General features: G+C 68.3%; 23 protein-coding genes and 1 tRNA gene. 12 read left to right on the top strand and 12 right to left on the bottom strand.

The genetic code is table 11. The annotated features are described in order from the left end of the window. The first annotated feature begins 3 nt into the window (after nucleotides 1-3). From ABGB19_RS24750 to ABGB19_RS24735, 4 genes are all read left to right on the top strand, one after another. Nucleotides 4-441 carry a VOC family protein gene (locus ABGB19_RS24750; RefSeq protein ID WP_347688639.1) on the top strand — a complete coding sequence of 146 codons (438 nt, stop codon included), beginning with the start codon at nucleotides 4-6 and terminating at the stop codon, nucleotides 439-441. Continuing rightward, nucleotides 442-933 (top strand): isoprenylcysteine carboxylmethyltransferase family protein, encoded by a 492-nt coding sequence (locus tag ABGB19_RS24745; protein ID WP_347688638.1) that lies wholly within the window; start codon nucleotides 442-444, stop codon nucleotides 931-933. A gap of 145 nt (nucleotides 934-1,078) precedes the next feature. Beyond that, nucleotides 1,079-1,978: a GAF and ANTAR domain-containing protein gene (locus ABGB19_RS24740; RefSeq protein ID WP_347688637.1), complete on the top strand. Its 900-nt coding sequence runs from the start codon at nucleotides 1,079-1,081 to the stop codon at nucleotides 1,976-1,978. Between the two features lie 148 nt (nucleotides 1,979-2,126). Beyond that, nucleotides 2,127-2,843: a 2OG-Fe(II) oxygenase gene (locus tag ABGB19_RS24735; RefSeq protein WP_347688636.1), complete on the top strand. Its 717-nt coding sequence runs from the start codon at nucleotides 2,127-2,129 to the stop codon at nucleotides 2,841-2,843. Here the strand turns inward: ABGB19_RS24735 and ABGB19_RS24730 are convergent, their stop codons facing one another. Continuing rightward, nucleotides 2,844-3,470 carry a class I SAM-dependent methyltransferase gene (locus tag ABGB19_RS24730; protein ID WP_347688635.1) on the bottom strand — a complete coding sequence of 209 codons (627 nt, stop codon included), beginning with the start codon at nucleotides 3,468-3,470 and terminating at the stop codon, nucleotides 2,844-2,846. Further along, nucleotides 3,457-4,410 (bottom strand): NAD(P)/FAD-dependent oxidoreductase, encoded by a 954-nt coding sequence (locus ABGB19_RS24725; protein WP_347688634.1) that lies wholly within the window; start codon nucleotides 4,408-4,410, stop codon nucleotides 3,457-3,459. The genes ABGB19_RS24730 and ABGB19_RS24725 overlap by 14 nt, the downstream gene beginning before the upstream one ends. A gap of 47 nt (nucleotides 4,411-4,457) precedes the next feature. Between ABGB19_RS24725 and ABGB19_RS24720 the strand changes: the two genes are divergently transcribed. After that, nucleotides 4,458-5,030, top strand: a complete 573-nt coding sequence (locus tag ABGB19_RS24720) for an XRE family transcriptional regulator (protein WP_347688633.1) — start codon at nucleotides 4,458-4,460, stop codon at nucleotides 5,028-5,030. Here ABGB19_RS24720 and ABGB19_RS24715 read toward each other — a convergent pair. Genes ABGB19_RS24715 through cobC form a run of 4 tightly spaced genes read right to left on the bottom strand, consistent with a single transcriptional unit; the run spans nucleotide 5,021 to nucleotide 9,054 of the window. After that, a complete protein-coding gene (locus ABGB19_RS24715) occupies nucleotides 5,021-6,115 on the bottom strand; it encodes a bifunctional RNase H/acid phosphatase (RefSeq protein ID WP_347688632.1) in 1,095 nt (364 codons plus the stop codon). The two genes, ABGB19_RS24720 and ABGB19_RS24715, sit on opposite strands and share 10 nt — an antisense overlap. Next, nucleotides 6,112-6,849, bottom strand: a complete 738-nt coding sequence (locus ABGB19_RS24710) for a C4-type zinc ribbon domain-containing protein (RefSeq protein WP_347688631.1) — start codon at nucleotides 6,847-6,849, stop codon at nucleotides 6,112-6,114. The genes ABGB19_RS24715 and ABGB19_RS24710 overlap by 4 nt, the downstream gene beginning before the upstream one ends. A 3-nt stretch (nucleotides 6,850-6,852) precedes the next feature. Further along, a complete protein-coding gene (locus ABGB19_RS24705; protein ID WP_347688630.1) occupies nucleotides 6,853-7,971 on the bottom strand; it encodes a Nif3-like dinuclear metal center hexameric protein in 1,119 nt (372 codons plus the stop codon). Between the two features lie 60 nt (nucleotides 7,972-8,031). After that, nucleotides 8,032-9,054, bottom strand: coding sequence for an Rv2231c family pyridoxal phosphate-dependent protein CobC (gene cobC / locus ABGB19_RS24700; protein WP_347688629.1), 1,023 nt, complete (start codon nucleotides 9,052-9,054; stop codon nucleotides 8,032-8,034). A gap of 55 nt (nucleotides 9,055-9,109) precedes the next feature. Here cobC and ABGB19_RS24695 point away from each other — a divergent pair, with 55 nt between their 5' ends. From ABGB19_RS24695 to ABGB19_RS24685, 3 genes are read left to right on the top strand one after another with little or no spacing between them, the layout of a single operon-like run. Then, on the top strand, nucleotides 9,110-9,790 hold the full coding sequence (locus ABGB19_RS24695; protein ID WP_347688628.1) for an HAD-IA family hydrolase: 681 nt from the start codon (nucleotides 9,110-9,112) through the stop codon (nucleotides 9,788-9,790). A 22-nt stretch (nucleotides 9,791-9,812) separates the two neighbouring features. Beyond that, nucleotides 9,813-10,307 (top strand): low molecular weight protein-tyrosine-phosphatase, encoded by a 495-nt coding sequence (locus ABGB19_RS24690; RefSeq protein WP_347688627.1) that lies wholly within the window; start codon nucleotides 9,813-9,815, stop codon nucleotides 10,305-10,307. Beyond that, nucleotides 10,307-11,128, top strand: coding sequence for an SURF1 family protein (locus ABGB19_RS24685; protein WP_347688626.1), 822 nt, complete (start codon nucleotides 10,307-10,309; stop codon nucleotides 11,126-11,128). Before ABGB19_RS24690 ends, ABGB19_RS24685 begins: the two co-directional genes overlap by 1 nt. Here the strand turns inward: ABGB19_RS24685 and ABGB19_RS24680 are convergent. Together ABGB19_RS24680 and ABGB19_RS24675 are read right to left on the bottom strand one after the other, a co-directional pair. Beyond that, complete coding sequence (locus ABGB19_RS24680) at nucleotides 11,082-12,050, bottom strand: cobalamin biosynthesis protein (RefSeq protein ID WP_347688660.1); 969 nt, start codon at nucleotides 12,048-12,050, stop codon at nucleotides 11,082-11,084. The two genes, ABGB19_RS24685 and ABGB19_RS24680, sit on opposite strands and share 47 nt — an antisense overlap. A gap of 109 nt (nucleotides 12,051-12,159) precedes the next feature. Continuing rightward, nucleotides 12,160-13,605: a cellulase family glycosylhydrolase gene (locus tag ABGB19_RS24675; RefSeq protein ID WP_347688625.1), complete on the bottom strand. Its 1,446-nt coding sequence runs from the start codon at nucleotides 13,603-13,605 to the stop codon at nucleotides 12,160-12,162. Nucleotides 13,606-14,149: 544 nt separating this feature from the next. Here ABGB19_RS24675 and ABGB19_RS24670 point away from each other — a divergent pair. Continuing rightward, on the top strand, nucleotides 14,150-14,545 hold the full coding sequence (locus ABGB19_RS24670) for a VOC family protein (RefSeq protein ID WP_347688624.1): 396 nt from the start codon (nucleotides 14,150-14,152) through the stop codon (nucleotides 14,543-14,545). 1 nt (nucleotide 14,546) lies between these two features. Here the strand turns inward: ABGB19_RS24670 and ABGB19_RS24665 are convergent. The 4 genes from ABGB19_RS24665 to ABGB19_RS24650 all read right to left on the bottom strand — a co-directional run bounded on the left by ABGB19_RS24665 (nucleotide 14,547) and on the right by ABGB19_RS24650 (nucleotide 16,255). Beyond that, nucleotides 14,547-14,618, bottom strand: a tRNA-Val gene (locus ABGB19_RS24665). A 47-nt stretch (nucleotides 14,619-14,665) separates the two neighbouring features. Continuing rightward, entirely contained in the window at nucleotides 14,666-15,130 is a 465-nt protein-coding gene (locus ABGB19_RS24660) for a peroxiredoxin (protein WP_347688623.1), read from the bottom strand. Between the two features lie 93 nt (nucleotides 15,131-15,223). Next, nucleotides 15,224-15,649, bottom strand: coding sequence for a DUF3052 domain-containing protein (locus tag ABGB19_RS24655; protein ID WP_347688622.1), 426 nt, complete (start codon nucleotides 15,647-15,649; stop codon nucleotides 15,224-15,226). A 105-nt stretch (nucleotides 15,650-15,754) separates the two neighbouring features. Further along, nucleotides 15,755-16,255 carry a hypothetical protein gene (locus ABGB19_RS24650; protein WP_347688659.1) on the bottom strand — a complete coding sequence of 167 codons (501 nt, stop codon included), beginning with the start codon at nucleotides 16,253-16,255 and terminating at the stop codon, nucleotides 15,755-15,757. Nucleotides 16,256-16,506: 251 nt separating this feature from the next. On the opposite strand from ABGB19_RS24650, the gene aceE reads away from it, so the two are divergent. The 3 genes from aceE to ABGB19_RS24635 all read left to right on the top strand — a co-directional run bounded on the left by aceE (nucleotide 16,507) and on the right by ABGB19_RS24635 (nucleotide 21,782). Then, nucleotides 16,507-19,296 (top strand): pyruvate dehydrogenase (acetyl-transferring), homodimeric type, encoded by a 2,790-nt coding sequence (aceE, locus tag ABGB19_RS24645; RefSeq protein ID WP_347688621.1) that lies wholly within the window; start codon nucleotides 16,507-16,509, stop codon nucleotides 19,294-19,296. Between the two features lie 127 nt (nucleotides 19,297-19,423). After that, the gene (locus tag ABGB19_RS24640) at nucleotides 19,424-20,701 is read left to right on the top strand and encodes a PucR family transcriptional regulator (RefSeq protein ID WP_347688620.1); all 1,278 of its coding nucleotides are present in this window, start codon (nucleotides 19,424-19,426) and stop codon (nucleotides 20,699-20,701) included. Between the two features lie 151 nt (nucleotides 20,702-20,852). After that, nucleotides 20,853-21,782, top strand: a complete 930-nt coding sequence (locus ABGB19_RS24635; protein WP_347688658.1) for an ACP S-malonyltransferase — start codon at nucleotides 20,853-20,855, stop codon at nucleotides 21,780-21,782. Nucleotides 21,783-21,791 lie beyond the last annotated feature (9 nt).

Below are 21,791 nucleotides of genomic sequence, written 5' to 3'. Positions count from 1 at the left end.
CTCATGATCAAAATCGCGAGCGCCCACCTATGGGTACACGACCAAGAAGTGGCACTGAAGTTCTGGACCGAGAAGGTCGGAATGGAAGTGCGACAGGATGTTTCGCTGCCGGATCTCGACGACACCTTCCGCTGGCTGACCGTAGGCCCGCCCGGCCAGGACGATGTGTCGATCGTCTTGATGGCGGTGCCCGGCGAGCCGGTGATGGACGAGAACACGCGCAAGCAGGTGCTCGACCTCACCGCGAAGGGCTTCGCCGGCACCGTGTTCCTGACCACGGAGAACTGTCAGGCGTCGTTCGAGGAGATGCGGGCGCGCGGCGTCGAGTTCACCGAGGAGCCGCACCAGATGCCGTACGGCATCGACTCCGGGTTCCGCGACCCGTCCGGCAACAGCGTGAGACTGACCCAGCTGGCGGAGCTCGGAGTCAATACTGGCTAGGTGAGGACTCCGACGGCAGCGCTGACGTCGGCGGCGTTCTTCGTGGTCGCCCCCGGCACGTTCGTCGGGCTGGGCCCGTGGCTGATCACCCATTGGGCGATCCCCGGGTCCAGCCCGCCACTGCGAATCGTGCTCGGGGTGTTGCTCGTCGTTCTCGGGCTCATCCCGCCGATTCATGCCTTCACCCAGTTCGTGAAGGCCGGCGGGACACCGATGCCGGTGGCGCCCACCGAGCGGCTCGTCGTGAGCGGCTTCAACCGCTTTGTCCGCAACCCGATGTACGTCGGCCTGCTCACGGCGATCCTCGGTCAGGCACTGCTGTTCGACAGCCTCTGGCTCGTCGCGTACGCGATCGTCGGATGGATCGCCACGGCATCTTTCGTGCGGTGGTACGAAGAGCCCACGCTGGCGCGCAGCTACGGTGAGCAATACGAGGAGTACCGGCGCAACGTGCCCGGATGGACACCGCGCCTCACGCCGTGGACGCCTTGAAGCGTGAGGCGTCGACACCCTGATCACCGTGCGCCGGACCGCGCCCAAGCTAGAATTTGCATCGCCGTCAATTCCGCGACGAAGAGCGTACCGTTGAAACCGGATCGTGGGCGACCGACCCGGGGCCAGCAAGGCGGACGGGCACATGGACGATCCACAATCGAACTCTCTCTATCAAGGTCACTTCATAGCGCCCGAAACCGTCTCGCGGTATCCGAGCCGACCCACGACCGAGCTGGACTGGACGCGAGATCGGCAGCGGTTCGCTGCCAACGCGCGCGAATCCGAGCGACTGGGTGGGTTAGCGGCACGGAGTTTCGGCTATCCGCTGGGCCCGTTGGCATGTCAGTTCGCCGAGTTGACCCGTTCCCTGCTAGACGCAGAAACCGTCGAAGACGTCCTCGACCAAATCGTCAAAGCAGCAGCCGCCGTAACTCCGCAGGCCGATGTAATCAGCGTGACTCTGAGAACACCCGACGGCGCGTTCCACACGCCCGTAGCCACCGATTCGGTGGCTCGGATGATCGACGAAATGCAATACGAATTCGGCGAAGGTCCGTGTGTCACGGCTGCGCAGGCTTCCGGGCCAGCCGTGGCTGAGTGTCCTGATCTCGGCGGGGAAGCCTCGCCCTGGCCCCGGTTAGCCCCGGCGGTGAGCAAGACGGGCATATGCGCGGTGTTGTCGCTGTCGCTTATTCCAGCGCCAATTCCCCCGCGGTTGGCGGGAGCGATGAACTTTTACTCACGGTCGGCCTGCGGGCTCGCCGACGTCGACAGAGATCTGCTCCTGCTTCTGGCGACGCATGCCTCGCTCGCACTGGCCACCACAGAGGCGGTGACCACTTCGAACTTGCGAGAAGCCCAATTGCACAGGGCGATCGACAGCCGCGATGTGATCGGACAGGCAAAGGGCATTCTCATGAGTCGACGAGGCATGTCGGCCGAGGAAGCGTTCGATACGTTGCGCCGCACCTCCCAAGAACTCAACATGAAGCTGGTGCAGATCGCCGAAATTCTCGTCAGGGAACCCGCACTCCTGGACTGAATAGCTGGGCGCTGAGGTGCAACTCCCCGAACGCCCGACCGCGCGCGGCGACGGTCCGACCTCAAACCTCACAAGTCGCCGGTCCGCGGCGTCTACCAGGTGTGTGCAAAAGGCGCGGCGACGAGCGCGAAGGCGCAAGGTTGACCTGATGACGCAGACCAAGTGGCTCAGCCGTGTGAACTCGGGCGACTGGGACGCGATCGCCGCCGAGCTCGACCAGTTCGGCGGCGCCCTACTCCCGCGTCTGCTCACCAAGGCCGAGGCCGCGAAAATCCGCCGCCTCTACGAGGACGACGACATGTTCCGCACGACGGTCGACATGGCCAGGTACCGGTACGGCGACGGCGAGTATCGCTACTTCCACCAGCCCTACCCCGAACCGATCGAGGAACTGCGCCAGGCGCTGTATCCGCGGCTGCTGCCGATCGCCCGGGACTGGTGGACCAAGCTGGGTCGCGAAGCGCCGTGGCCGGACACCCTCGACGAATGGCTCGACATGTGCCGCGCCGCGGGCCAGACCAAGTCGACGGCCCTGATGCTCAAGTACGGGCCGGGTGACTGGAACGCCCTGCACCGAGATCTCTACGGCGACCTGGTGTTTCCGCTTCAAGTGGTCATCAGCCTCAGCGAGCCCGGCGTCGACCACACCGGCGGCGAGTTCCTGCTCGTCGAGCAGCGGCCCCGCGCCCAATCCCGCGGCACCGCAACCCTTCTCCCGCACGGCCACGGATTCGCATTCACCACCCGCGAGCGACCGGTCAGCTCCGCCCGTGGATGGTCGGCCGCACCGGTGCGCCACGGCGTCTCAGTGGTCCGGTCCGGCGAGCGCTACACGCTGGGCCTGATCTTCCACGACGCGAAGTGACTAACGCCGCTGCAGGACGATCACGTTGTCGACCCATGTCGTCGCCTCCCCATCGGGATTGGTGACATCGCGACCGACCGTCTCCACCCGCGTCCGTTCCCATTCCGCGCTCTGGAGATCGAGCGCCGCAAGCACCTCGTCGAGGCTCATGAAGGTGTGGTGGTGATGGTCGAGTTTCGAGGCCCAGGGCGGTGGCCCGCTGTGGTCGACGATCACCAACACGCCGCCGGGCCGCACCGCTGCGGCCGCTTTCCTGAAGATCGCGGTCCTATCGAGCGCCAGCATCGAGTGCAGGAACTGCGCCGACACCAGATCGAAGGTTCCGTCGGGGAAGCTCTCCGACAGGTCGTGCTGCTGAAAGTCGATTCGGTCCGCCACCCCGCGTGCCTGTGCATCCTCGGCGGCGCGGGCCAGCGCGGTGTCGGAGATGTCCACGGCGACGACCCGCCAACCGCGTTCGGCGAGCCACATCGCATCACCGCCCTCTCCGCAGCCCAGATCCACTGCGGTGCCGAACGTCAACGTCGCCGCCACCTCCACGAGTCGGATGTTGGCGCGTCCGCTCCACACCCGTTTGCGTTCTGCGTAGTGCTCTTCCCAGTGCTGTTTGGCATCAGGCGTTGACACGATCTCTCCCTTCCGAGACGGCTCCATCGTCGTCGCCCAGCAGGCTCTGAACCACCGCGACGGCAGCCAGCGAGCCCGCGGCGATCGCCGCAGCCACCTGCGGCATCTGCGCGCCGGCGTCGCCGGCCGCGAAAACTCCCGGAGCGGTGGTGCGGTACAGCGCATCCACCTGGACCGGATCCTGCGCAATCGGGGTCGGCTCGGCGAAGGCCGCACCGAGTTGCTCGGCCAGAGCCGAACGTTGATGCAGACTCGTCGCGACGAGCAGGCCCGACCGCGGCAACCGATCGCCGTTGACGAAGACGACTGCCTCCAGTTCGCCGTCGCGGGAGACCAATTCGGCGATCTCGCGCCGGTCGATCACGATATCCGCGGCGGCCAACCGGGCGCGCTGGTCGTCGTCGAGATCGTCGGGCCCGTCGGTCAGCACCACAATGTCGTCGCTCCAGTTGCGCAACAACTGCGCAGAGTGCACCGCGCGCTCACCGCGGGCCAACACCCCCAACGGCCGATCCCTGACTTCCCACCCGTGGCAGAACGGACAGTGGAACACCGAGCGCCCCCACAGTTCCCGCAGCCCGGGCAGCACCGGCGGTCGGTACTCCATGCCGGTGGCCAGCAGCACCCGCCTGCCGCGCTCACGACGGCCGTCGGCAAGCTCCAGCACATAGCCGCCGTCGACCGGATCACCGCTCACGACCGCACCGGTGCGCACCTCTACGCTCGGATACACCGACAGTTCCCGCCGTCCCTGTTCGTATAGTTCGGCGGGCGGCCGGCCGTCGTGGCCCAGCAGGCCGCCGATGCCGTGCGCAGCCAAGTTGCTCTGTGCGCCCGCATCGATCAGCAGGGTTCGGCGCCGGGCCCGGCCCAGCACCAGACCGGCGCTCAACCCGGCCGCACCGCCGCCGACGATGATGCAATCCCAGTCGTCTCTCATGTCCACCACCTTGCAGGCGGGAGGGCAAACTGCCAAGCTTTCTTGCCATGCAGGCAAAAGACGACGACGGCGTCGACGCGAGAGTCCGGCGTCGGCTGCGCGAACTGCGCATGCAGCGCGGCCTCACCCTCGAGGAGGTCGCGGGCCGATCCAGCATCGACGTGTCGACGCTGAGCCGGCTGGAATCGGGTAAGCGCCGACTCGCGCTGGACCACCTGCCGCGACTGGCCGCCGCGCTGGCGGTCAGCACCGACGAGCTCCTTCGAGCACCGGAAGCCGAGGACCCCCGGGTACGCACGGGTTCGCACACCGCGAACGGCATCACCTACTGGCCGCTCACCCGGCAGGCCGGCGGCGGACTGCACGCGTTCAAGGTCCGCATCAGCGCCCGCCGCCGCACGCCACCCGTCGAACTGCCGGTTCACGAGGGCTGGGACTGGATGTACGTGCTGTCGGGTCAGCTGCGCCTGATCCTCGGCGAACGAGACTTCACGGTGAAACCCGGTGAGGCCGTTGAGTTCTCAACGTGGACACCGCACTGGTTCGGCGTGGTCGACGGCCCGGTCGAGGCGATCACGATCTTCGGGCCACACGGCGAGCGACTCCATCTTCACGGCTGATCGAGATACGCCGTCTGGTTGACCAGTCGCACCGATGCCGCGCCGTCGGGATAGAACTCGGCGATCGACAGCGACGCGAGATCGAGGTGGAGCCGGTACAGGATGCCCGCCCCGGCGTCCAGCGCCGTCCGCAGCAGCGTCTTGATCGGCGTCACATGCGACACGATCAGCACGGTCTCGCCTCCGTATTCGGCGATGATGCGCGCTCTGGCCCTGCCGACGCGCTCGGCGGCGGCGTCGAAACTCTCTCCCTGCGGCGGGGAAACGCTGGTGTCACGCAGCCATCGCCGGTGCAGTTCGGGATCCCGTTCGGCCGCTTCGGAGAACGTCAGGCCCTCCCAAGCGCCGAAGTCGGTCTCGATCAGATCGTCGTCGACGGAGACGTCCAGACCCAACGCCTTGGCCGCGGCGGCGGCCGTGTCGTAGGCCCGCTGCAGCGGGGAGGTGACAACCGCGGCGATGCCGCCCTTGCCTCCGAGATACCGTGCGGCGGCCTCGGCTTGGCGCCGGCCCAGGTCGGTCAGCGCCGGATTGCCGCGACCCGAGTAGCGGCGGTTGACCGACAGCTCGGTCTGGCCGTGCCGCAGCAGCAGCAAACGCGTCGGCGCGCCGACAGCACCTGTCCAGCCGGCGGGGCTGGCGGCCTGTTTGGGTTTGACTTCTTCTGTGGCCGTTGCCAGTTCGGTCGCCGCATCCATCGCCTCGTTCGCCAGCCGGTCGGCGTGGCTGTTCTTCTCCCGCGGGATCCAGCTGTAGGTGACGCGGTCGAACCGGGCCGCGATCGCTTTGGCCTGCTGGTGCATTGCGGCGAGGTCGGGGTTCTTGACCTTCCAGCGACCCGACATCTGCTCCACGACGAGCTTGGAGTCCATGAGCACGTCGACCTCGGTGGCACCCAGGCTCGCGGCCTCGGTCAATCCGGCGAGCAGCCCGCGGTACTCGGCGACGTTGTTGGTGGCGTGGCCGATCGCCTCCTTGCTCTCGGCGAGCACCACGTCGCGGTCGGCCGACCAGACCACCGACCCGTACCCCGCCGGGCCCGGGTTGCCGCGCGATCCCCCGTCGGCCTCGACGATCACTCTCACTCGCCGGTCCCCTTGACGCGCAGCAGGATCGCGCCGCACTCCGGGCAGCGCAACACTTCGTCGTCGGGCGCCGCCGAGATCCTCGCCAGCTCGCCCTTGTCGATCTCGATCCGGCAGGCGCCGCACCGTCGGCCCAACAACTGGCCCGCACCCGCTCCGCCGCCGGCCCGCTGGCGCTCGTAGAGCGCGACCAGGTCGGCGTCGAGTCCCGAGACCAGTTCGTCACGGCGGGACCTGTTCTGGTGACGAAGCTGGTCGAGTTCGGTGCGCACCCCCTCGCACGCGGCCTGGGCGACGCCCAACTCGTTCTGCAGCTCGTCGATCTTGGTCAACTCGCTGCCCTGGTCGCGTTGCAGTTCCTCGCGGCGCTCCATCACCTCCAACAGCGAGTCCTCCAGCGCGGCCTGCCTGCGCTCCAGCGTCTCGAGCTCGTGCTGCAACTCGGTGAGCTGCTTGGCGTCAACGGTTCCGCCGGCCAGCAGGTTGCGGTCACGCTCCTCTCGCTGGCGCACGCCGTCGATCTCGGATTCGAATTTTGCGACCTGGGCGTCGAGGTCCTCGATCGCGATCTGCAGCGCCGCCAACCGGTCGTTGGCCTCGCGGTGCGTCGCCTGGATCTCCTCGACCCGCTGCTGTTCGGCCAGGTTTTTGGCGCGGTGTTCGATGCGGCTCAGCCCGGCGTCGAGTTGGGCCAGCTCGAGCAACGAGCGTTGTTGGACTACTTCAGCTTTCATGCCTCATCTTTCGACGTTCCACGGGTCGGTGCGCACCGCCGACACCCGCACGGGCAGCGCATCGCCGAAATGCCCGCGCAGCAGGTCCGCCGCCTGTAGGCACCAGGGGTACTCGCTGGCCCAGTGCGCCACGTCGACCAGCGCCACCCCGGAGGCCCGACGGTGCTCGTCGGCCGGGTGGTGCCGCAGATCCGACGTGACATAGGCCTGGACGTCGGCGCGCGCGACGACATCGAGCAACGAGTCGCCCGCTCCGCCGCACACCGCCACCCGAGACACCGGTGCGTCGGCCTCACCCGAGGCGCGCACCCCCCACGATGTGCCGGGCAGCGCGTCGTGCACGCGAGAGACGAACGCCGACAACGGTTCCGGCCGCTGAAGCGAACCCACCCGGCCCAGCCCGACGTCACCGGGTATCGGGGCCAGCGCGAGGATGTCGAACGCGGGTTCCTCGTAGGGGTGCGCCTGGCGCATCGCGGCGAGCACCGGGGCACGCAGCCGGGCGGGCGCGATCACCTCCACCCGGTCCTCGGCGACGCGTTCCACCGACCCGACCGTCCCGATGGCGGGCGACGCACCGTCGTGAGCAAGGAACTGGCCGGTGCCGGTGGCCGTCCAGCTGCAGTGCGAGTAGTCGCCGATTCGGCCCGCGCCCGCGGCGAACAGGGCCTCCCGCACCGCGTCGGCGTTCTCGGCGGGCACGAACACCACCCACTTGTCCAGGTCGGGTCCGGCGCTGATTGGTTCGAGAACCTCCTCGACGGCCACACCCAACGCCTGCGCCAGAGCGTCGGACACCCCGGGAGATGCCGAATCGGCGTTGGTGTGGGCGGTGAACAGCGCCCGGCCGGTGCGGATCATCTGGTGCAGCAGCGCGCCCTTGGCGGTGCTGGCGGCGACGGTGTCGACACCGCGCAACAGCAGCGGATGGTGCGCCAGCAGCAGGCCACGCTCGGGCACCTCGGCGACGACGGCCGACGTGGCGTCGACCGCGACCGTGACCGTGTCCACGGTCTCGGCCGGATCCCCGCAGACCAGGCCGACCGAGTCCCAGGACTGCGCCAGCGCCGGCGGATACGCCGCCTCGAGGACGTCGATGATGTCGGAGACCCGAGCGCTCATCGCAGCCCTCGGCTCTTCGCGCGAGCGCTCATCGCAGCCCTCGGCTCTTCGCGCGAGCGCTCATCGCAGCACCTCGGCCATCGCCTCGACGAGCTGCGGCCATTCCGGCCTTACCGCGGCGCGCAGGAAATGGCCGTCCAGGCCGACGAACGTGTCGCAGCGTCGCACCGCGATGCCCTTGTGCTCGAGGTGTTTACGCATCAGCTCGGCGTCCGGTACGGAGAACAGCACGAACGGGGCGCAACCGTCGACGACACGCACGCCGATCCTAGTCAGCGCGGCCACCATCTCGGCGCGCAGTTCGACGAGCCGACGGGCGGCCAGGTCGGCCTCGTTCACCGCTGCCGGTGTGCTGCACGCCGCGATCGCATCGAGCTGCAGCGTCCCGAGGGGCCAGTGCGGACGCCGCGCGGTCATCCGCTCCAACACGTCGGCCGGGCCCAGGGCGTAACCGACCCGCAGGCCCGCCAGCGCCCACGTCTTGGTGAGGCTGCGCAGCACCACCACGTCGGGCAGGGCCTCGGCGCCCAGCGAGGCCGGCTCGCCGGGAACCGCGTCGGCGAACGCCTCGTCGACCAGCACGACGCGGCCGGGACGACGCAGCGCCAACAGCTGTTCGCGAGTGTGCAGTACGGATGTCGGGTTGGTGGGATTGCCGACGACGACGAGGTCCGCGCCCTCGGGCACTATGCCGGCGGCAAGGTGGTACGGCGGATCGAGCACCACGTGGTCGAACGGCACGCCGGCGGCCGCCAGGGCGGCTTCCGGCTCGGTGAACGACGGCGCGATCAGCGCGGCCCGTCGCGGGCGCAGGTTTGCCAGCAGCGCGAACCCTTCGGCGCCCCCTGCCAGCAGGGCGACCTGGTCGGCGGGGCGTGCGTGCCGGGCGGCGACCGCGGCGACAGCACGCTGCTCGTCGGCCGCGCTCGGGTAGCGGCCCAGGTCGGCCAGGCGGTCCGCCAGGCGCTCGACCAGCCAGGACGGCGGCTCGGCGGCGCGGACATTGACGGCGAAGTCCAGCATTCCGGGGACCGCGGCCTGATCGCCGTGGTAGCGCGCGGCCGCACGCAAAGGACTCGCCACATCACGACAGTAGTGCGCCGCGGGCGCCCGTTCTGCGATCGGGGACAATTAGGGCGTGACCGATGCCCTGGCCCCGACGGTTGCGGCAACTCGCCCGCAGCTGGTGATCTTCGACCTCGACGGCACCCTGACCGATTCGGCGCATGGCATCGTGTCGAGCTTCCGCCACGCGCTTGGCTCGGTCGGCGCGGTCGTCCCCGACGGTGACCTCGCGAGCATGGTCGTCGGCCCGCCGATGCACCACACGCTGCGCGAACTCGGTCTGGGCGAGCGCACCGACGACGCCATCGCGGCGTACCGGGCCGACTACCTCACGCGCGGCTGGGCCATCAACGGGCTTTTCGAGGGCATCCCCGAGCTTCTGGCCGACCTGCGCGCCGCGGGCGTCCGGCTCGCCGTGGCCACCTCTAAGGCCGAGCCGACCGCGCAACGCATCCTCGCCCACTTCGGCCTGGACGGGCACTTCGAGGTCATCGCAGGCGCCAGCGTCGACGGCTCCCGCGCCGCCAAGGCCGATGTGGTTGCACACGCGCTGGCCCAGCTCGGCTCGCTGCCGGAGCGGGTCCTGATGGTCGGCGACCGGTCGCACGACGTCGAGGGCGCGGCGGCGCACGGCATCGACACCGTGGTGGTCCAGTGGGGTTACGGCCATGGGGATTTCGACGGTCCCGACGCCGTGACCGCCGCGGCGCACGTGCCGACCGTCGCCGCGCTGCGCGAGGTGCTCGGTGTCTGAGGCCGCCGGCCGGGCGGTCCCGGTGTCTGAACAGCTGCATGTGACGTTCGTCTGCTCGGGCAACATCTGCCGCTCCCCGATCGCCGAGAAGATGTTCGCCCATCAGATCGAGAAGCGCGGCCTGGCGCAGGCGGTCCGGGTGACCAGCGCCGGAACCGGAGGCTGGCATGCCGGTGAGCCCGCCGACCGTCGGGCCAGTCACGTGCTGCGCGAACACGGATACCCGACCGCGCACCGTGCCGCGCAGGTCGACGAGGACCACATGTCCGCTGATCTGGTGATCGCGTTGGGCCGCAACCACGTCCGCATGTTGGTCGACCTCGGGGTGTCACCCGATCGGATCAGGATGCTGCGGTCGTTCGACCCGCGGTCGGGCGCGCACGCGCTGGACGTGGAGGATCCCTACTACGGCGACCAGTCCGACTTCGAGGATGTGTACCGCGTCATCGAAGCGGCCCTGCCCGGTCTGCACGAGTGGGTCGACCAGCAGCTCGCCACGCGGGGTATGGCCAGCTGATGCGACGGTGGGCGTTCCTGTTGCGGCCTGCGTGGCTGGCGCTGTTCGTCGTGGTCGTCGCGTTCGCGTATCTGTGCTTCACCGTTCTCGCACCGTGGCAGTTGGGCAAGAACACCCAGACCTCGCGCGAGAACGCGCAGATCGCCGACTCGCTGACGGCCGAACCTGTTCCGCTGACTTCGGTTCTACCGCAGCAGGATTCGTCGGCGCCCGATGCGCAGTGGCGGCGGGTGACGGCAACCGGGCGCTATCTGCCCGACGCCGAGGTGCTGGCGCGGCTGCGGGTGGTCGAGGGCGAACCGGCGTTCGAGGTGCTCGTGCCGTTCGCAGTCGACGGCGGGCCGACCGTGCTCGTCGACCGCGGATACGTCCGGCCCGAGCAGGGGTCGCGGGTTCCGGCGATCGCGCCGGTGCCCGACGGCTCGGTGACCATCGTCGCTCGGTTGCGTGACTCCGAACCGCTCGCCCAGGGTAAGGAGCCGTTCCGCCAGGACGGCGCCCAACAGGTCTACTCGATCAACACCGAGCAGATCGCCGCGGTCACCGGCGTCCCGCTGGCCGGGTCGTATCTGCAGTTGACCGAAGACCAGCCCGGTGGCCTCGGTGTGATCGGGCTGCCGCATCTCGACGCCGGACCGTTCCTGTCCTACGGCATCCAGTGGATCGCGTTCGGCATCATCGCGCCGATCGGCCTGGGTTACTTCGTCTATGCCGAAATCCGGCAGCGCCGGCAGGAAAAGGCCGCGCAGGCCGCGGTCCAGCCCGAAGCCCCGGTCACGACGCAGGACAAGCTCGCCGACCGCTACGGCCGACGCCGCTGAGCGCGATCGCCAGCGCGGCCGCGGCGGCCTGCACGGCGCGCGACAGGCGCACCGCCCGGGCGAGGTCGTCGACCCGCGGCGCCCGGCCGTCGCCGAGCGTCGGGCGGATCTCGAGTTCGTGCGCATAATGGGTCGGCCCGCCCAGCCGCAGCCCGAGCGCACCCGCGAAGGCGGCCTCCACGACGCCGGCATTCGGGCTGGGGTGCCGGGCCGCGTCGCGCCACCACGCCCGCAGCACCGCGACCGGTGATCCGCCGACCATCGGCGCGCACGCCGCCACCAGCAAGGCCGTCACGCGGGCCGCGGCGAAGTTCGCGAGGTCATCGAATCTGGCTGCGGCCCAGCCGAATCGGAGATAGCGCGGTGAGCGGTGGCCGATCATCGCATCCAGGGTGTTCGCGCCGCGGTACACCAGCACCGCCGGCACACCGCCGACGGCGACCCACAGCAGCGGCGCCACCGCAGCGTCGGAGGTGTTCTCCGCCACCGACTCCAGTGCCGCACGAGTCAGGCCGGCTTCGTCGAGGACGGCGGGATCGCGCCCGCACAACGACGGCAGCAGCCGCCGGGCCGCGGCGGTGTCGCCGCGGCGCAGAGGCGCGGCCATGCTGTGCCCCGTGCGGGCCAGCGACGTGCCGCCGAGCGCCACGAACAGCGTCGCCGCCGTCGCCGTCACGGTCGTGACGGTGCCATGCCGGGCCGCGGCCCGCTCCACCGCGACGCCGAGCACCGCCAGCGCGCCGAGCAGCACACCGGAATGCCGGATACCCGCCCAGCGCGTGTCCGCGTAGCTCACGCGCTCCAACAAGCTTGCGGCGCTGCCGAAGAAGGCAACGGGATGGCCGCGGCGTGGATCACCGAGACACAGGTCGGCCAGATAGCCGGCCGCTATCCCGACGACGCGCCCGCGAGGCGCCGGCACAGACACCCCGGGAGCGTCTCACAACGCCGTGACCCGGTCGGCATGAGGTGGTCCGAACAGCGCCACGGCAGGTGAGCCGGATGACCCACCTGCCGTGACGTCCCCTCGGTTATGCGGCAGCGTCCGACGTATCGCTGCTGCTGCTGGTCGAATTCGTGCTGTCGGTCGAATCCGTGCCCGACGTGCCGTCGGCGCCCGTCGTATCGGCAGTGCCGTCCGTGGTGTCGGTCCCGTCCGTGACCGTCGTGTCCGTGGTGCCGGTCGCATCGGTGGTGTCGAGCGCCGTGTCGGTGCTGTCCGTCGCGGTATCTGTAGGCTCCGTGCTGCTTTCGGGCACCGGTGCCGGATCCACCTCCGTGATGGACGTCTCCGCCGGCAGCATGATGGCCTCGGTTTCCGCCGTCGGCTCCGCGGTCGCCGTCTCGGTGGTCGGCTCAGTGGTCACCGACGTGCTCTCCGGCACCTCGGTGGCCTCCATGGTGGCGACCGGCATCGTCTCGCCCGTCGTGCCCTCCATCTCGGTCGTGAGGGCCGTCAGGGTCACCGAGTCCGGCACCTCCTGCGGATGGGTGGCCGTCCACTGCTGGATGACGTACGCCGCCTGCTTCCAGGTGAAGTCGTCGCGCAGCACACCCAGGGTGTCGTCGACCACGGTGCTGTCGGTGTCGCGGTCGCGCGTGGTGTAGATGAACGACGGCCCGGTGTAGTCGAACTGACTCCAGGTGTTCAGGTAGTCCGAGATGAACGCGGCCTGTGTCGCCTCGTCGACCACCGAGGTCGGCTCGCCGTACTCGGTCGCCCAGATCAGTTTGTCCTCGTCGCCGTTGGCGACCATCAGCTCGCGCATCAACTCGAGCTGGTTGATCGGTGAGATGTCGCCGTACGGCTCACCCTGCGAGAACGGCAGCGTGTAGTGGTACGGGTGATACGACAGCGCGTCGAAATAGCCCTGGGCGCCCGCCTCGTACATGGCTTCGACGTAGTTGGCCGGGCTGATGGCGAGCCCCTCGACGTCGTTGACCCAGCCGACCACACCGCCGATGACCGTGGCGTCCGGGTCGGCGGCCTTGATCACCGGGTAGGCGGTCTGCAGCAGCTCGGTGTAGGCGACCGGATCCGGCGCCGGGGACCAGAAGAAGTAGGCGTTCGGCTCGTTCCAGACCTCGTACGCCGACACCTGGCCGGCGTAGCGCTCGGCCACCAGGCCGACGAACTCGGCGTACTGCTCGTAGTCCGCTGGCGGGCTGATGACCGCCGGCTGGCCGGGCTCCACCGCCCATGAGGGCGTCGAGTTCAGCACCGCGAGGATGCCCATATCGCGTTCGTCGACCGCGTTGACCAGATAGTCGACGGTGTCCCAGTAGAAGTAGTCGTCCTCGAGTTCGATCCCGGCCCACGGGATCAGGATGCGGACATTCTGGACGCCCATCGCCTGCATCTCGTCGAGCGTTCTGTCGATTTCCTCGGGCGTCATGCCGTAGAGGTCGGAATCAGCGAATCCGACCGTCGTGTTCGACACGTTGATCGCCGCCGCATTGACGAACGGCAACGCCACGACGTTTGACGACTGCGCAAATAGTGTGATTGCTCCCGCACAGACCATTGCAGAAGCCGTGACCACCAATCCGATCTTGACCATGGGCCGCATCGGCCCCCCGTTGTTCCTTTGCCGCACCGGTATCCCTCTTCCGTGTTTCCTTGCTTACCCGGCCCTCGTCCGGGCTCATCGATACAAATCAATTCATTCCCGGCAACCCCGCCGGTTAACCAAACTTCTCGATCCGGAGTGTTCTCCAGCTGCATGTATGCTGATATTGAGCTTCTGCGAATGGTGTTCTCGATGCCGGAGGCGCGGAGTCAGCAAACGAACTGGATTGTTAGTTTAAGAAACTAGTCATGGTTGCTTCCGTGCAAACTTTCGTTTGCTGGATATCGCTGAGACGGGAACAACCGCAGATCCGCAAAGCGAAGGTTGCGGCGACCGGGAGATGTGGACGCCCGATTCAGAGAACAACTGTTCTCTGAACTCGGCAGTCGAAGCGCCGCCGGGATCCGCTCGATGGCGCATGATCATCAACACCACGAAACGAGGAGTCTTCATGGCCTTCCCTGCGCTGAACCATGTCGCCGTCACGGTGCGCGATCTCGACGTGAGCGGCCCGTGGTACCGATCGCTGATCGGTACCGATCCGGCGCTCGACGAACACACCGACGCGGGGTTTCGCCACATCGTCTGGCAGTTCGAGAACGGCACGTTGTTCGGGATCCATCAGCACGACCGACCGGTGCCCGACGAGGAGTTCACCGAGTTCCGCTCCGGCCTCGACCACGTCGGCTTCGGGTGCGCGAGCCGGGCGGAACTGGAGGACTGGGCGAAGCGCCTGGACGGCCTGGGCATCGCGCACGGCGGGATCGTTGACGCACCGTACGGCTCGGGCCTCAGCTTCCGGGACCCCGACGGCATCGCGTTGGAGTTCTTCGCCCCGCCGGGATGAGTGGGCGCGGACGGTATCGAACCGCCGACCGCTGGTGTGTAAAACCAGAGCTCTACCACTGAGCTACGCGCCCCTGCAAAGGGCAAGCTACACGCCGCCGACCTGCGACGGGAAATCACCTCAGCCCGACTGCAGCGCCTTCAGCGCGTCCGTCCACAGCGTCTGGTCGCGCGCCTCGCCCGGCTGTTTCATCTCGGCGAAACGCACTATGCCGGCGCGGTCGACGACGAACGTCCCCCGGTTGGCGATGCCCGCGTCCTCGTTGAAGACGCCGTAGGCGGTCGCGACCGCTCCGTGCGGCCAGAAGTCCGACAGCACCGGGAACAAGAAGCCGCTCTCGGTCGCCCAGACCTTGTGCGTGGGCGGCGGGCCGACCGAAATCGCCAGCGTCGCGGTGTCGTCGTTCTCGTACTCGGGCAGCCGGTCACGGATCTCGTCGAGCTCGCCCTGGCAGATTCCGGTGAAGGCGAGCGGGAAGAACACCAGCAGCACGTTCTTGGCGCCCCGGAAGCTGCTCAACGTGACGGACTGACCGTTCTGATCCTTGAGCGTGAAGTCCGGCGCCTCGGTTCCGACCTCGATCATTGTTGTCTCCTCTTCGCGCAAGCGCTCATCAGTCCCGATTCTTCTTCGCGCAAGCGCTCATCAGTGCTGGTTTCTTCTTCGCGCAAGCGCTCATCAGTGCCGGCCCGCTGCCTTCGACTTCGGCTGCACCAGCCGGCTGGCGATCCAGTCGCCGAGGTTGGCCGACGACGTCTGCATCAGGCCCGCCGTCGGAGCCGACTCGGCGATGTCGGCCGGTTGGACGTGGCCCGGCTTGCCGGTCTTCGGCGTCACCACCCAGATCACGCCGTCGTCGGCCAGCGGGGTGATGGCGTCCATCAGCGCATCCACCAGGTCGCCGTCGTCGTCGCGCCACCACAGCAGGACCACGTCGATGACCTCGTCGGCGTCCTCATCGAGCAACTCGCCGCCGCACGCCTCTTCGATGTCGGCCCGGATGTCGTCGTCGACGTCGTCGTCCCAGCCCAACTCCTGCACAACCTGATCTTTTTGGATGCCCAGTCTGCGGGCGTAGTTCGGGGCGTCGTCCGCCGCGACCACGGTTGGTCCTCCTTCAGCCGGCTCGAGCGCAGGACGCGCAGTGAGGTGTTCGAGCCCTATCGTCGCACGCCGACGCGCAGGAGTAGATGCCTGGCGGCAGGTTGGTCAATATGAGGCGTCGCACAGATTCAGCGCGCTGGTCTTCGTGTCGTTCAGCCGGGTGATCGCCACGTTGAATTCGTCGGGGCCGTAGTTGCCCGCGATCGCGGTCGCGACGTCCCTGGCAGCGTCGACCCATCCGTTGAGCGCATCCCTGAGTTCGGGGGTCAGCGGGTCGGTCACGCTGCGGGCCACCAGGTCGGCGCTCTGGTTGAGGGCGTCGACCGCCGGGCGGGCCTTGGCGGTCGCGTCCGCTGCGCTGGCGTTGAAGGCGTCGACATAGGCATTGACCGCGGTGATGGCGTCCACGCTGCTGGAACTGAGCGTCTCGCACGACGAGTGGATGGCCTCCGTGGTCAGCGACGCCTGCCGCTCGGACTCCCGCGCGCTGGAACTGGCGATCGACTCCTCGATCGAGGCCGACACCGACGCCCGGTAGACCGGCGCCTCGGCGGCGTCCACCTTGCCGGTCCCCTCCGTGACGCTGCTACAGCCGACGACGACCATGGCCGCGACGGCCACGCTGCCCACCACCAGCGCTGCGATTCGCAGCCGCTTGTTCGACTGCGCCCCGTTCACCACGGTCTGCAGACGTTACCGGTTCGCTTCGGCGCTCGGAGGTTCATTCAGTCGCCACCCCCGACGGTGCAAGTGGGGCAGGATTGGAGAAGGATGGAACCTGCAGTGCACGTGAGGAGCAGTGAAAACATCTCCGCCGATCACGTCAGCATCCGATACCGCCTACCAAGGAGCGGAAGTTGACCACCGAGTTCGCGCGCCAGGACCTGGCTCAAAACTCCACCACCGCAGCCGAACCCGACCGGGTCCGGGTCATTCGAGAAGGCGTCGCGTCGTACCTGCCCGACATCGATCCCGAAGAGACCGGCGAATGGCTCGAGTCGTTCGACGAACTGCTGGAACGGTCCGGCCCGGCCCGGGCGCGGTACCTGTTGCTGCGCCTGCTGGAGCGCGCCGGCGAACAGCGCGTCGCCATCCCGGCGCTCACGTCGACCGACTACGTCAACACGATCCCCACCGAGTTGGAGCCCTGGTTCCCCGGTGACGAGGACGTCGAGCGTCGCTACCGGACGTGGATCCGGTGGAACGCCGCGATCATGGTGCACCGCGCCCAGCGGCCGGGAGTCGGTGTGGGCGGCCATATTTCGACCTACGCATCGTCGGCCGCCCTGTACGAGGTGGGCTTCAACCACTTCTTCCGTGGCAAATCCCACCCCGGCGGCGGCGATCAGGTGTTCATCCAGGGTCACGCCTCGCCGGGCATCTACGCACGTGCCTATCTCGAGGGCCGGCTCACCGCCGATCAACTCGACGGCTTCCGCCAGGAGCACAGCCACCCCGGCGGCGGGTTGCCGTCCTACCCGCACCCGCGGCTGATGCCGGACTTCTGGGAGTTCCCGACGGTGTCGATGGGCCTGGGCCCGATGAACGCGATCTATCAGGCCCGCTTCAACCACTACCTGCACGACCGCGGCATCAAGGACACCTCCGATCAGCACGTATGGGCGTTCCTCGGCGACGGCGAGATGGACGAGCCCGAGAGCCGGGGCCTGGCGCACGTCGCCGCACTGGAGGGTCTGGACAACCTCACGTTCGTCGTCAACTGCAATCTGCAGCGCCTCGACGGGCCGGTCCGCGGCAACGGCAAGATCATCCAGGAACTGGAGTCGTTCTTCCGCGGCGCGGGCTGGAACGTCATCAAGGTGGTCTGGGGCCGGGAGTGGGACGCCCTGCTACACGCCGACCGCGACGGCGCACTGGTCAACCTGATGAACACCACACCCGACGGGGACTACCAGACCTACAAGGCCAACGACGGCGCCTACGTCCGCGACCATTTCTTCGGCCGCGACCCGCGCACCAAGGCGCTGGTGCAGAAGATGTCGGACAACGAGATCTGGAACCTCAAACGCGGCGGCCACGACTACCGCAAGGTCTATGCCGCCTACCGCGCGGCGATCGAGCACAAGGGCCAGCCGACGGTCATCCTCGCCAAGACCATCAAGGGCTACTCGCTGGGCGCCCACTTCCAGGGCCGCAACGCCACGCACCAGATGAAAAAGCTTGCGCTGGAAGACCTGAAGTACTTCCGCGACGCGCAACGCATTCCGGTCAGCGACGCCCAGCTCGAGGAGAACCCCTACCTGCCGCCGTACTACCACCCCGGGCCGGAGGCACCCGAGATCCGCTACATGCTCGACCGGCGCCGCGCGCTCGGCGGCTTCCTGCCCGAGCGCCGCACGAAGTCCAAGGCGCTGACGCTGCCCGGCCGCGACACCTACAAGGCGTTGAAGAAGGGTTCGGGCAAGCAGGAGGTCGCCACCACCATGGCGACGGTGCGGACGTTCAAAGAGTTGTTGCGGGACAAGGAGATCGGCTGGCGCATCGTGCCGATCATCCCTGACGAAGCGCGCACGTTCGGCATGGACTCGTGGTTCCCGAACCTCAAGATCTACAACCGCAACGGCCAGCTCTACACCTCGGTCGACGCCGAGCTGATGCTGGCGTACAAGGAGAGCGAAATCGGTCAGATCCTGCATGAGGGCATCAACGAAGCCGGCTCGGTCGGCTCGTTCATCGCGGCGGGTACCTCGTATGCGACCCACAACGAGCCGATGATCCCGATCTACATCTTCTATTCGATGTTCGGATTCCAGCGCACCGGTGACAGCCTCTGGGCGGCCGCCGACCAGATGACCCGCGGCTTCATTCTGGGCGCAACGGCGGGCCGCACCACGCTGGTCGGCGAGGGCCTGCAGCACGCCGACGGGCATTCGCTGCTGCTGGCAGCGACCAACCCGGCGGTCGTCGCCTACGACCCCGCATTCGCGTTCGAGATCGCCTACATCATCGAGAGCGGGCTGCACCGCATGTACGGCGAGAACCCGGAGAACGTGTACTTCTACATGACCATCTACAACGAGCCGTACGTGCAGCCAGCCGAGCCCGAGAACCTGGACGTCGAGGGGCTGCTGCGCGGCATCTACCGCTACCAGGCGGCGCCGGAGAAGCGGTCCAACGTCGCGCAGATCCTGGTGTCGGGTGTGGGCATGCCGTCGGCGCTCAAGGCGGCCGAGATGCTCGCCGAGGAGTGGGACGTCGCCGCCGACGTGTGGTCGGTGACCAGCTGGGGCGAGCTCAACCGCGACGGCGTCGAGATCGAGAAGCACACGCTGCGTCATCCGGACCGGTCGGCAGGCACGCCGTACATCACCAAGGTGCTCGCCGATGCGGCCGGCCCGGTGGTGGCGGTCTCGGACTGGATGCGCGGCGTGCCCGAGCAGATCAGGCCATGGGTCCCGGGCACCTACATCACGCTGGGCACCGACGGCTTCGGGTTCTCCGACACCCGGCCGGCCGCGCGGCGTTACTACAACACCGACGCCGAGTCGATCGCCGTCGCCGTGCTGGAGGGGCTGGCGCGCGACGGCAACATCGACCAGTCCGTCGCGGTCAAGGCGGCTCAGCAGTACGAGATCGACGACGTGATGGCCGCGCCCGAGCAGACGTCGGACCCGGGCGTCGCCTAGCTGCCCACTGCCGGATCCCGCGAGCGCACGCCGTTGTCCGGTTTCCGGCCCCGAAACCGTACAAGGGTGAGCGCTCGGCCAGCACGGCTTGGAGGATTCCTCCATCTCAGTGGCGTAGCCTTTATTGATGCCTGACAATCGGTTCGTTCCGCCGAAGTCGACGGTCGAGGTGCTGGAGACCGTGCCCGACGCCGTGCTGCGCCGCCTGCAGCAGTATTCCGGCCGGCTGGCCACCGAGGCGGTGCGCGCCATGGAGGAGAGGCTGCCGTTCTTCGCCGAACTCGAGGCCTCGCAGCGGGCCAGCGTGCAATTGGTGGTGCAGACGGCGGTGGTGAATTTCGTCGAGTGGATGCGCGACCCGCAGAGCAACGTCAGCTACACGGCCCAGGCCTTCGAGGTGGTGCCCCAGGACCTGCGGCGGCGCATCGCGCTGCGCCAGTCGGTGGAGATGGTCCGCGTCACCATGGAGTTCTTCGAGGAGGTGGTGCCGCTGCTGGCCCGCTCCGAGGAGCAGCTCACCGCGCTGACGGCGGGCATCCTGCGCTACAGCCGCGACCTGGCGTTCGCGGCGGCGTCGGCCTACGCCGACCAGGCGGAGGCGCGCGGCGCCTGGGACACCCGGATGGAGGCCAACGTCGTCGACGCCGTGGTGCGCGGCGACACCGGCCCGGAGTTGCAGTCGCAGGCCGCCGCGCTGAACTGGGACGCCACCGCGCCCGCCACGGTGATCGTGGGGTTGCCGCAACCCGACCGCATCGATCTGGCGAGTGACGACATGCACGACGTCGTCGCCCGCAACGGCCGCGCCGCCCTGTCCGACGTGCACGGCAACTGGCTGGTGGCCATCGTGTCGGGCGCGCTGTCGCCGACCGATCGGTTCCTCACCGAGATGGTCACGGTGTTCGCCGACGGCCCCGTGGTGATCGGCCCGACGGCGACCACCCTGGCGACGGCGCACCGCAGTGCCACCGAGGCGATCGCGGGGATGAACGCCGTCGCCGGCTGGAGTGGCGCGCCCCGGCCGGTCGCTGCGCGCGAACTGCTGCCCGAGCGCGCGCTGCTGGGCGACGTGACGGCGATTACGGCGCTGGAGAGCGAGGTGATGCGGCCGCTGGCGGACGCCGGCCCGGCGCTGACCGACACGCTCGACGCCTATCTGGACTCCGGTGGTGCCATCGAGGCCTGCGCCCGCAAATTGTTCGTTCATCCAAATACGGTCCGCTACCGGCTCAAACGAATCGCCGACTTCACGGGCCGCGATCCCACTCTGCCGCGCGACGCGTATGTCCTCCGGGTGGCGGCCACCATCGGCAGGCTCGGCCGTCAGCCGTACCAGACGAGCACGGTAAACAGCACGATTACGGCGCGTCCGGTGACGCGCCCCACATCCGTGGGCATTCCCTGAGGGCGGGCAAGGTAGCGGAGTGGTATCGGTAGTGTCGCATCACATGCGGTTTTGTGGAGGTTCCACAAAAACATAAGACGATGTTCATAATCTCTTACACGGCGCAAAACCGTCTTCACAGTGTTCTCTTAAACACGTGCCCCAGAAGACTGTGCTTGCGCTCCTCGCGCCCGGACAGGGCTCCCAGACCCCTGGCATGCTCAGCGCATGGCTCGAGCTGCCCGGCGCAGCCGAGCGGCTTGCCGCGTGGTCGGAGATCAGCGGGCTGGACCTGGCCACGCTGGGCAGCACCGCGACCGCCGATGAGATCACCGACACCGCCGTCACCCAGCCGCTCGTCGTCGCGGCCACGCTGCTGGCCCACGAGGAGTTGAACCGGCGCGGGCTCATCGCAGGGCTGGCAGGCCAGGAAGTCCTAGTGGCGGGTCACTCGGTCGGCGAGATCGCTGCCTACGCAATCGCCGGGGTCATCTCCGCCGACGACGCCGTCAAGCTGGCCGCCACCCGCGGCCGTGAGATGGCCAAGGCCTGTGCGGCCGAGCCGACCGGGATGGCCGCGGTGCTCGGCGGTGAGGAAGCCGACGTGCTTGCCCGGCTGGAGGCGCTCGACCTGGTGCCGGCCAACCGCAACGCCGCGGGACAGATCGTCGCCGCCGGTGCGATCGCCGCGCTGGACAAGCTCGTCGAGGACCCGCCCGAGAAGGCACGGGTGCGAAAGCTCGCCACCGCGGGCGCGTTCCACACCCAGTACATGGCCTCGGCGCTGGACGGCTACGCCGCCGCCGCCGAAGGTGTAACGACAACCGAGCCCACCGCGAAGCTACTGTCGAACGCCGACGGTCAGCCGGTGGCCTCGGCGGCCGACGCGATGACCAAGCTGGTCGCGCAGATGACCCGGCCGGTGCGCTGGGACCTGTGCACCGAGACCATGCGTCAGGCCTTCCAACAAGCAGATGTGACGGCGATCGTCGAGTTCCCGCCCGCGGGGACGCTGACGGGCATCGCCAAACGTGAACTTCGGGGGGTGCCGACGCACGCCGTCAAGTCCCCCGCTGATCTGGACGGGCTCGCCGAGCTTTAGCCAGTACAA

This window comes from Mycobacterium sp. B14F4 (assembly GCF_039871645.1).
Taxonomy (GTDB): domain Bacteria; phylum Actinomycetota; class Actinomycetes; order Mycobacteriales; family Mycobacteriaceae; genus Mycobacterium.
Note: the sequence above shows the minus strand (reverse complement) of the source record. Positions and strands in the feature narration are given on the sequence as shown.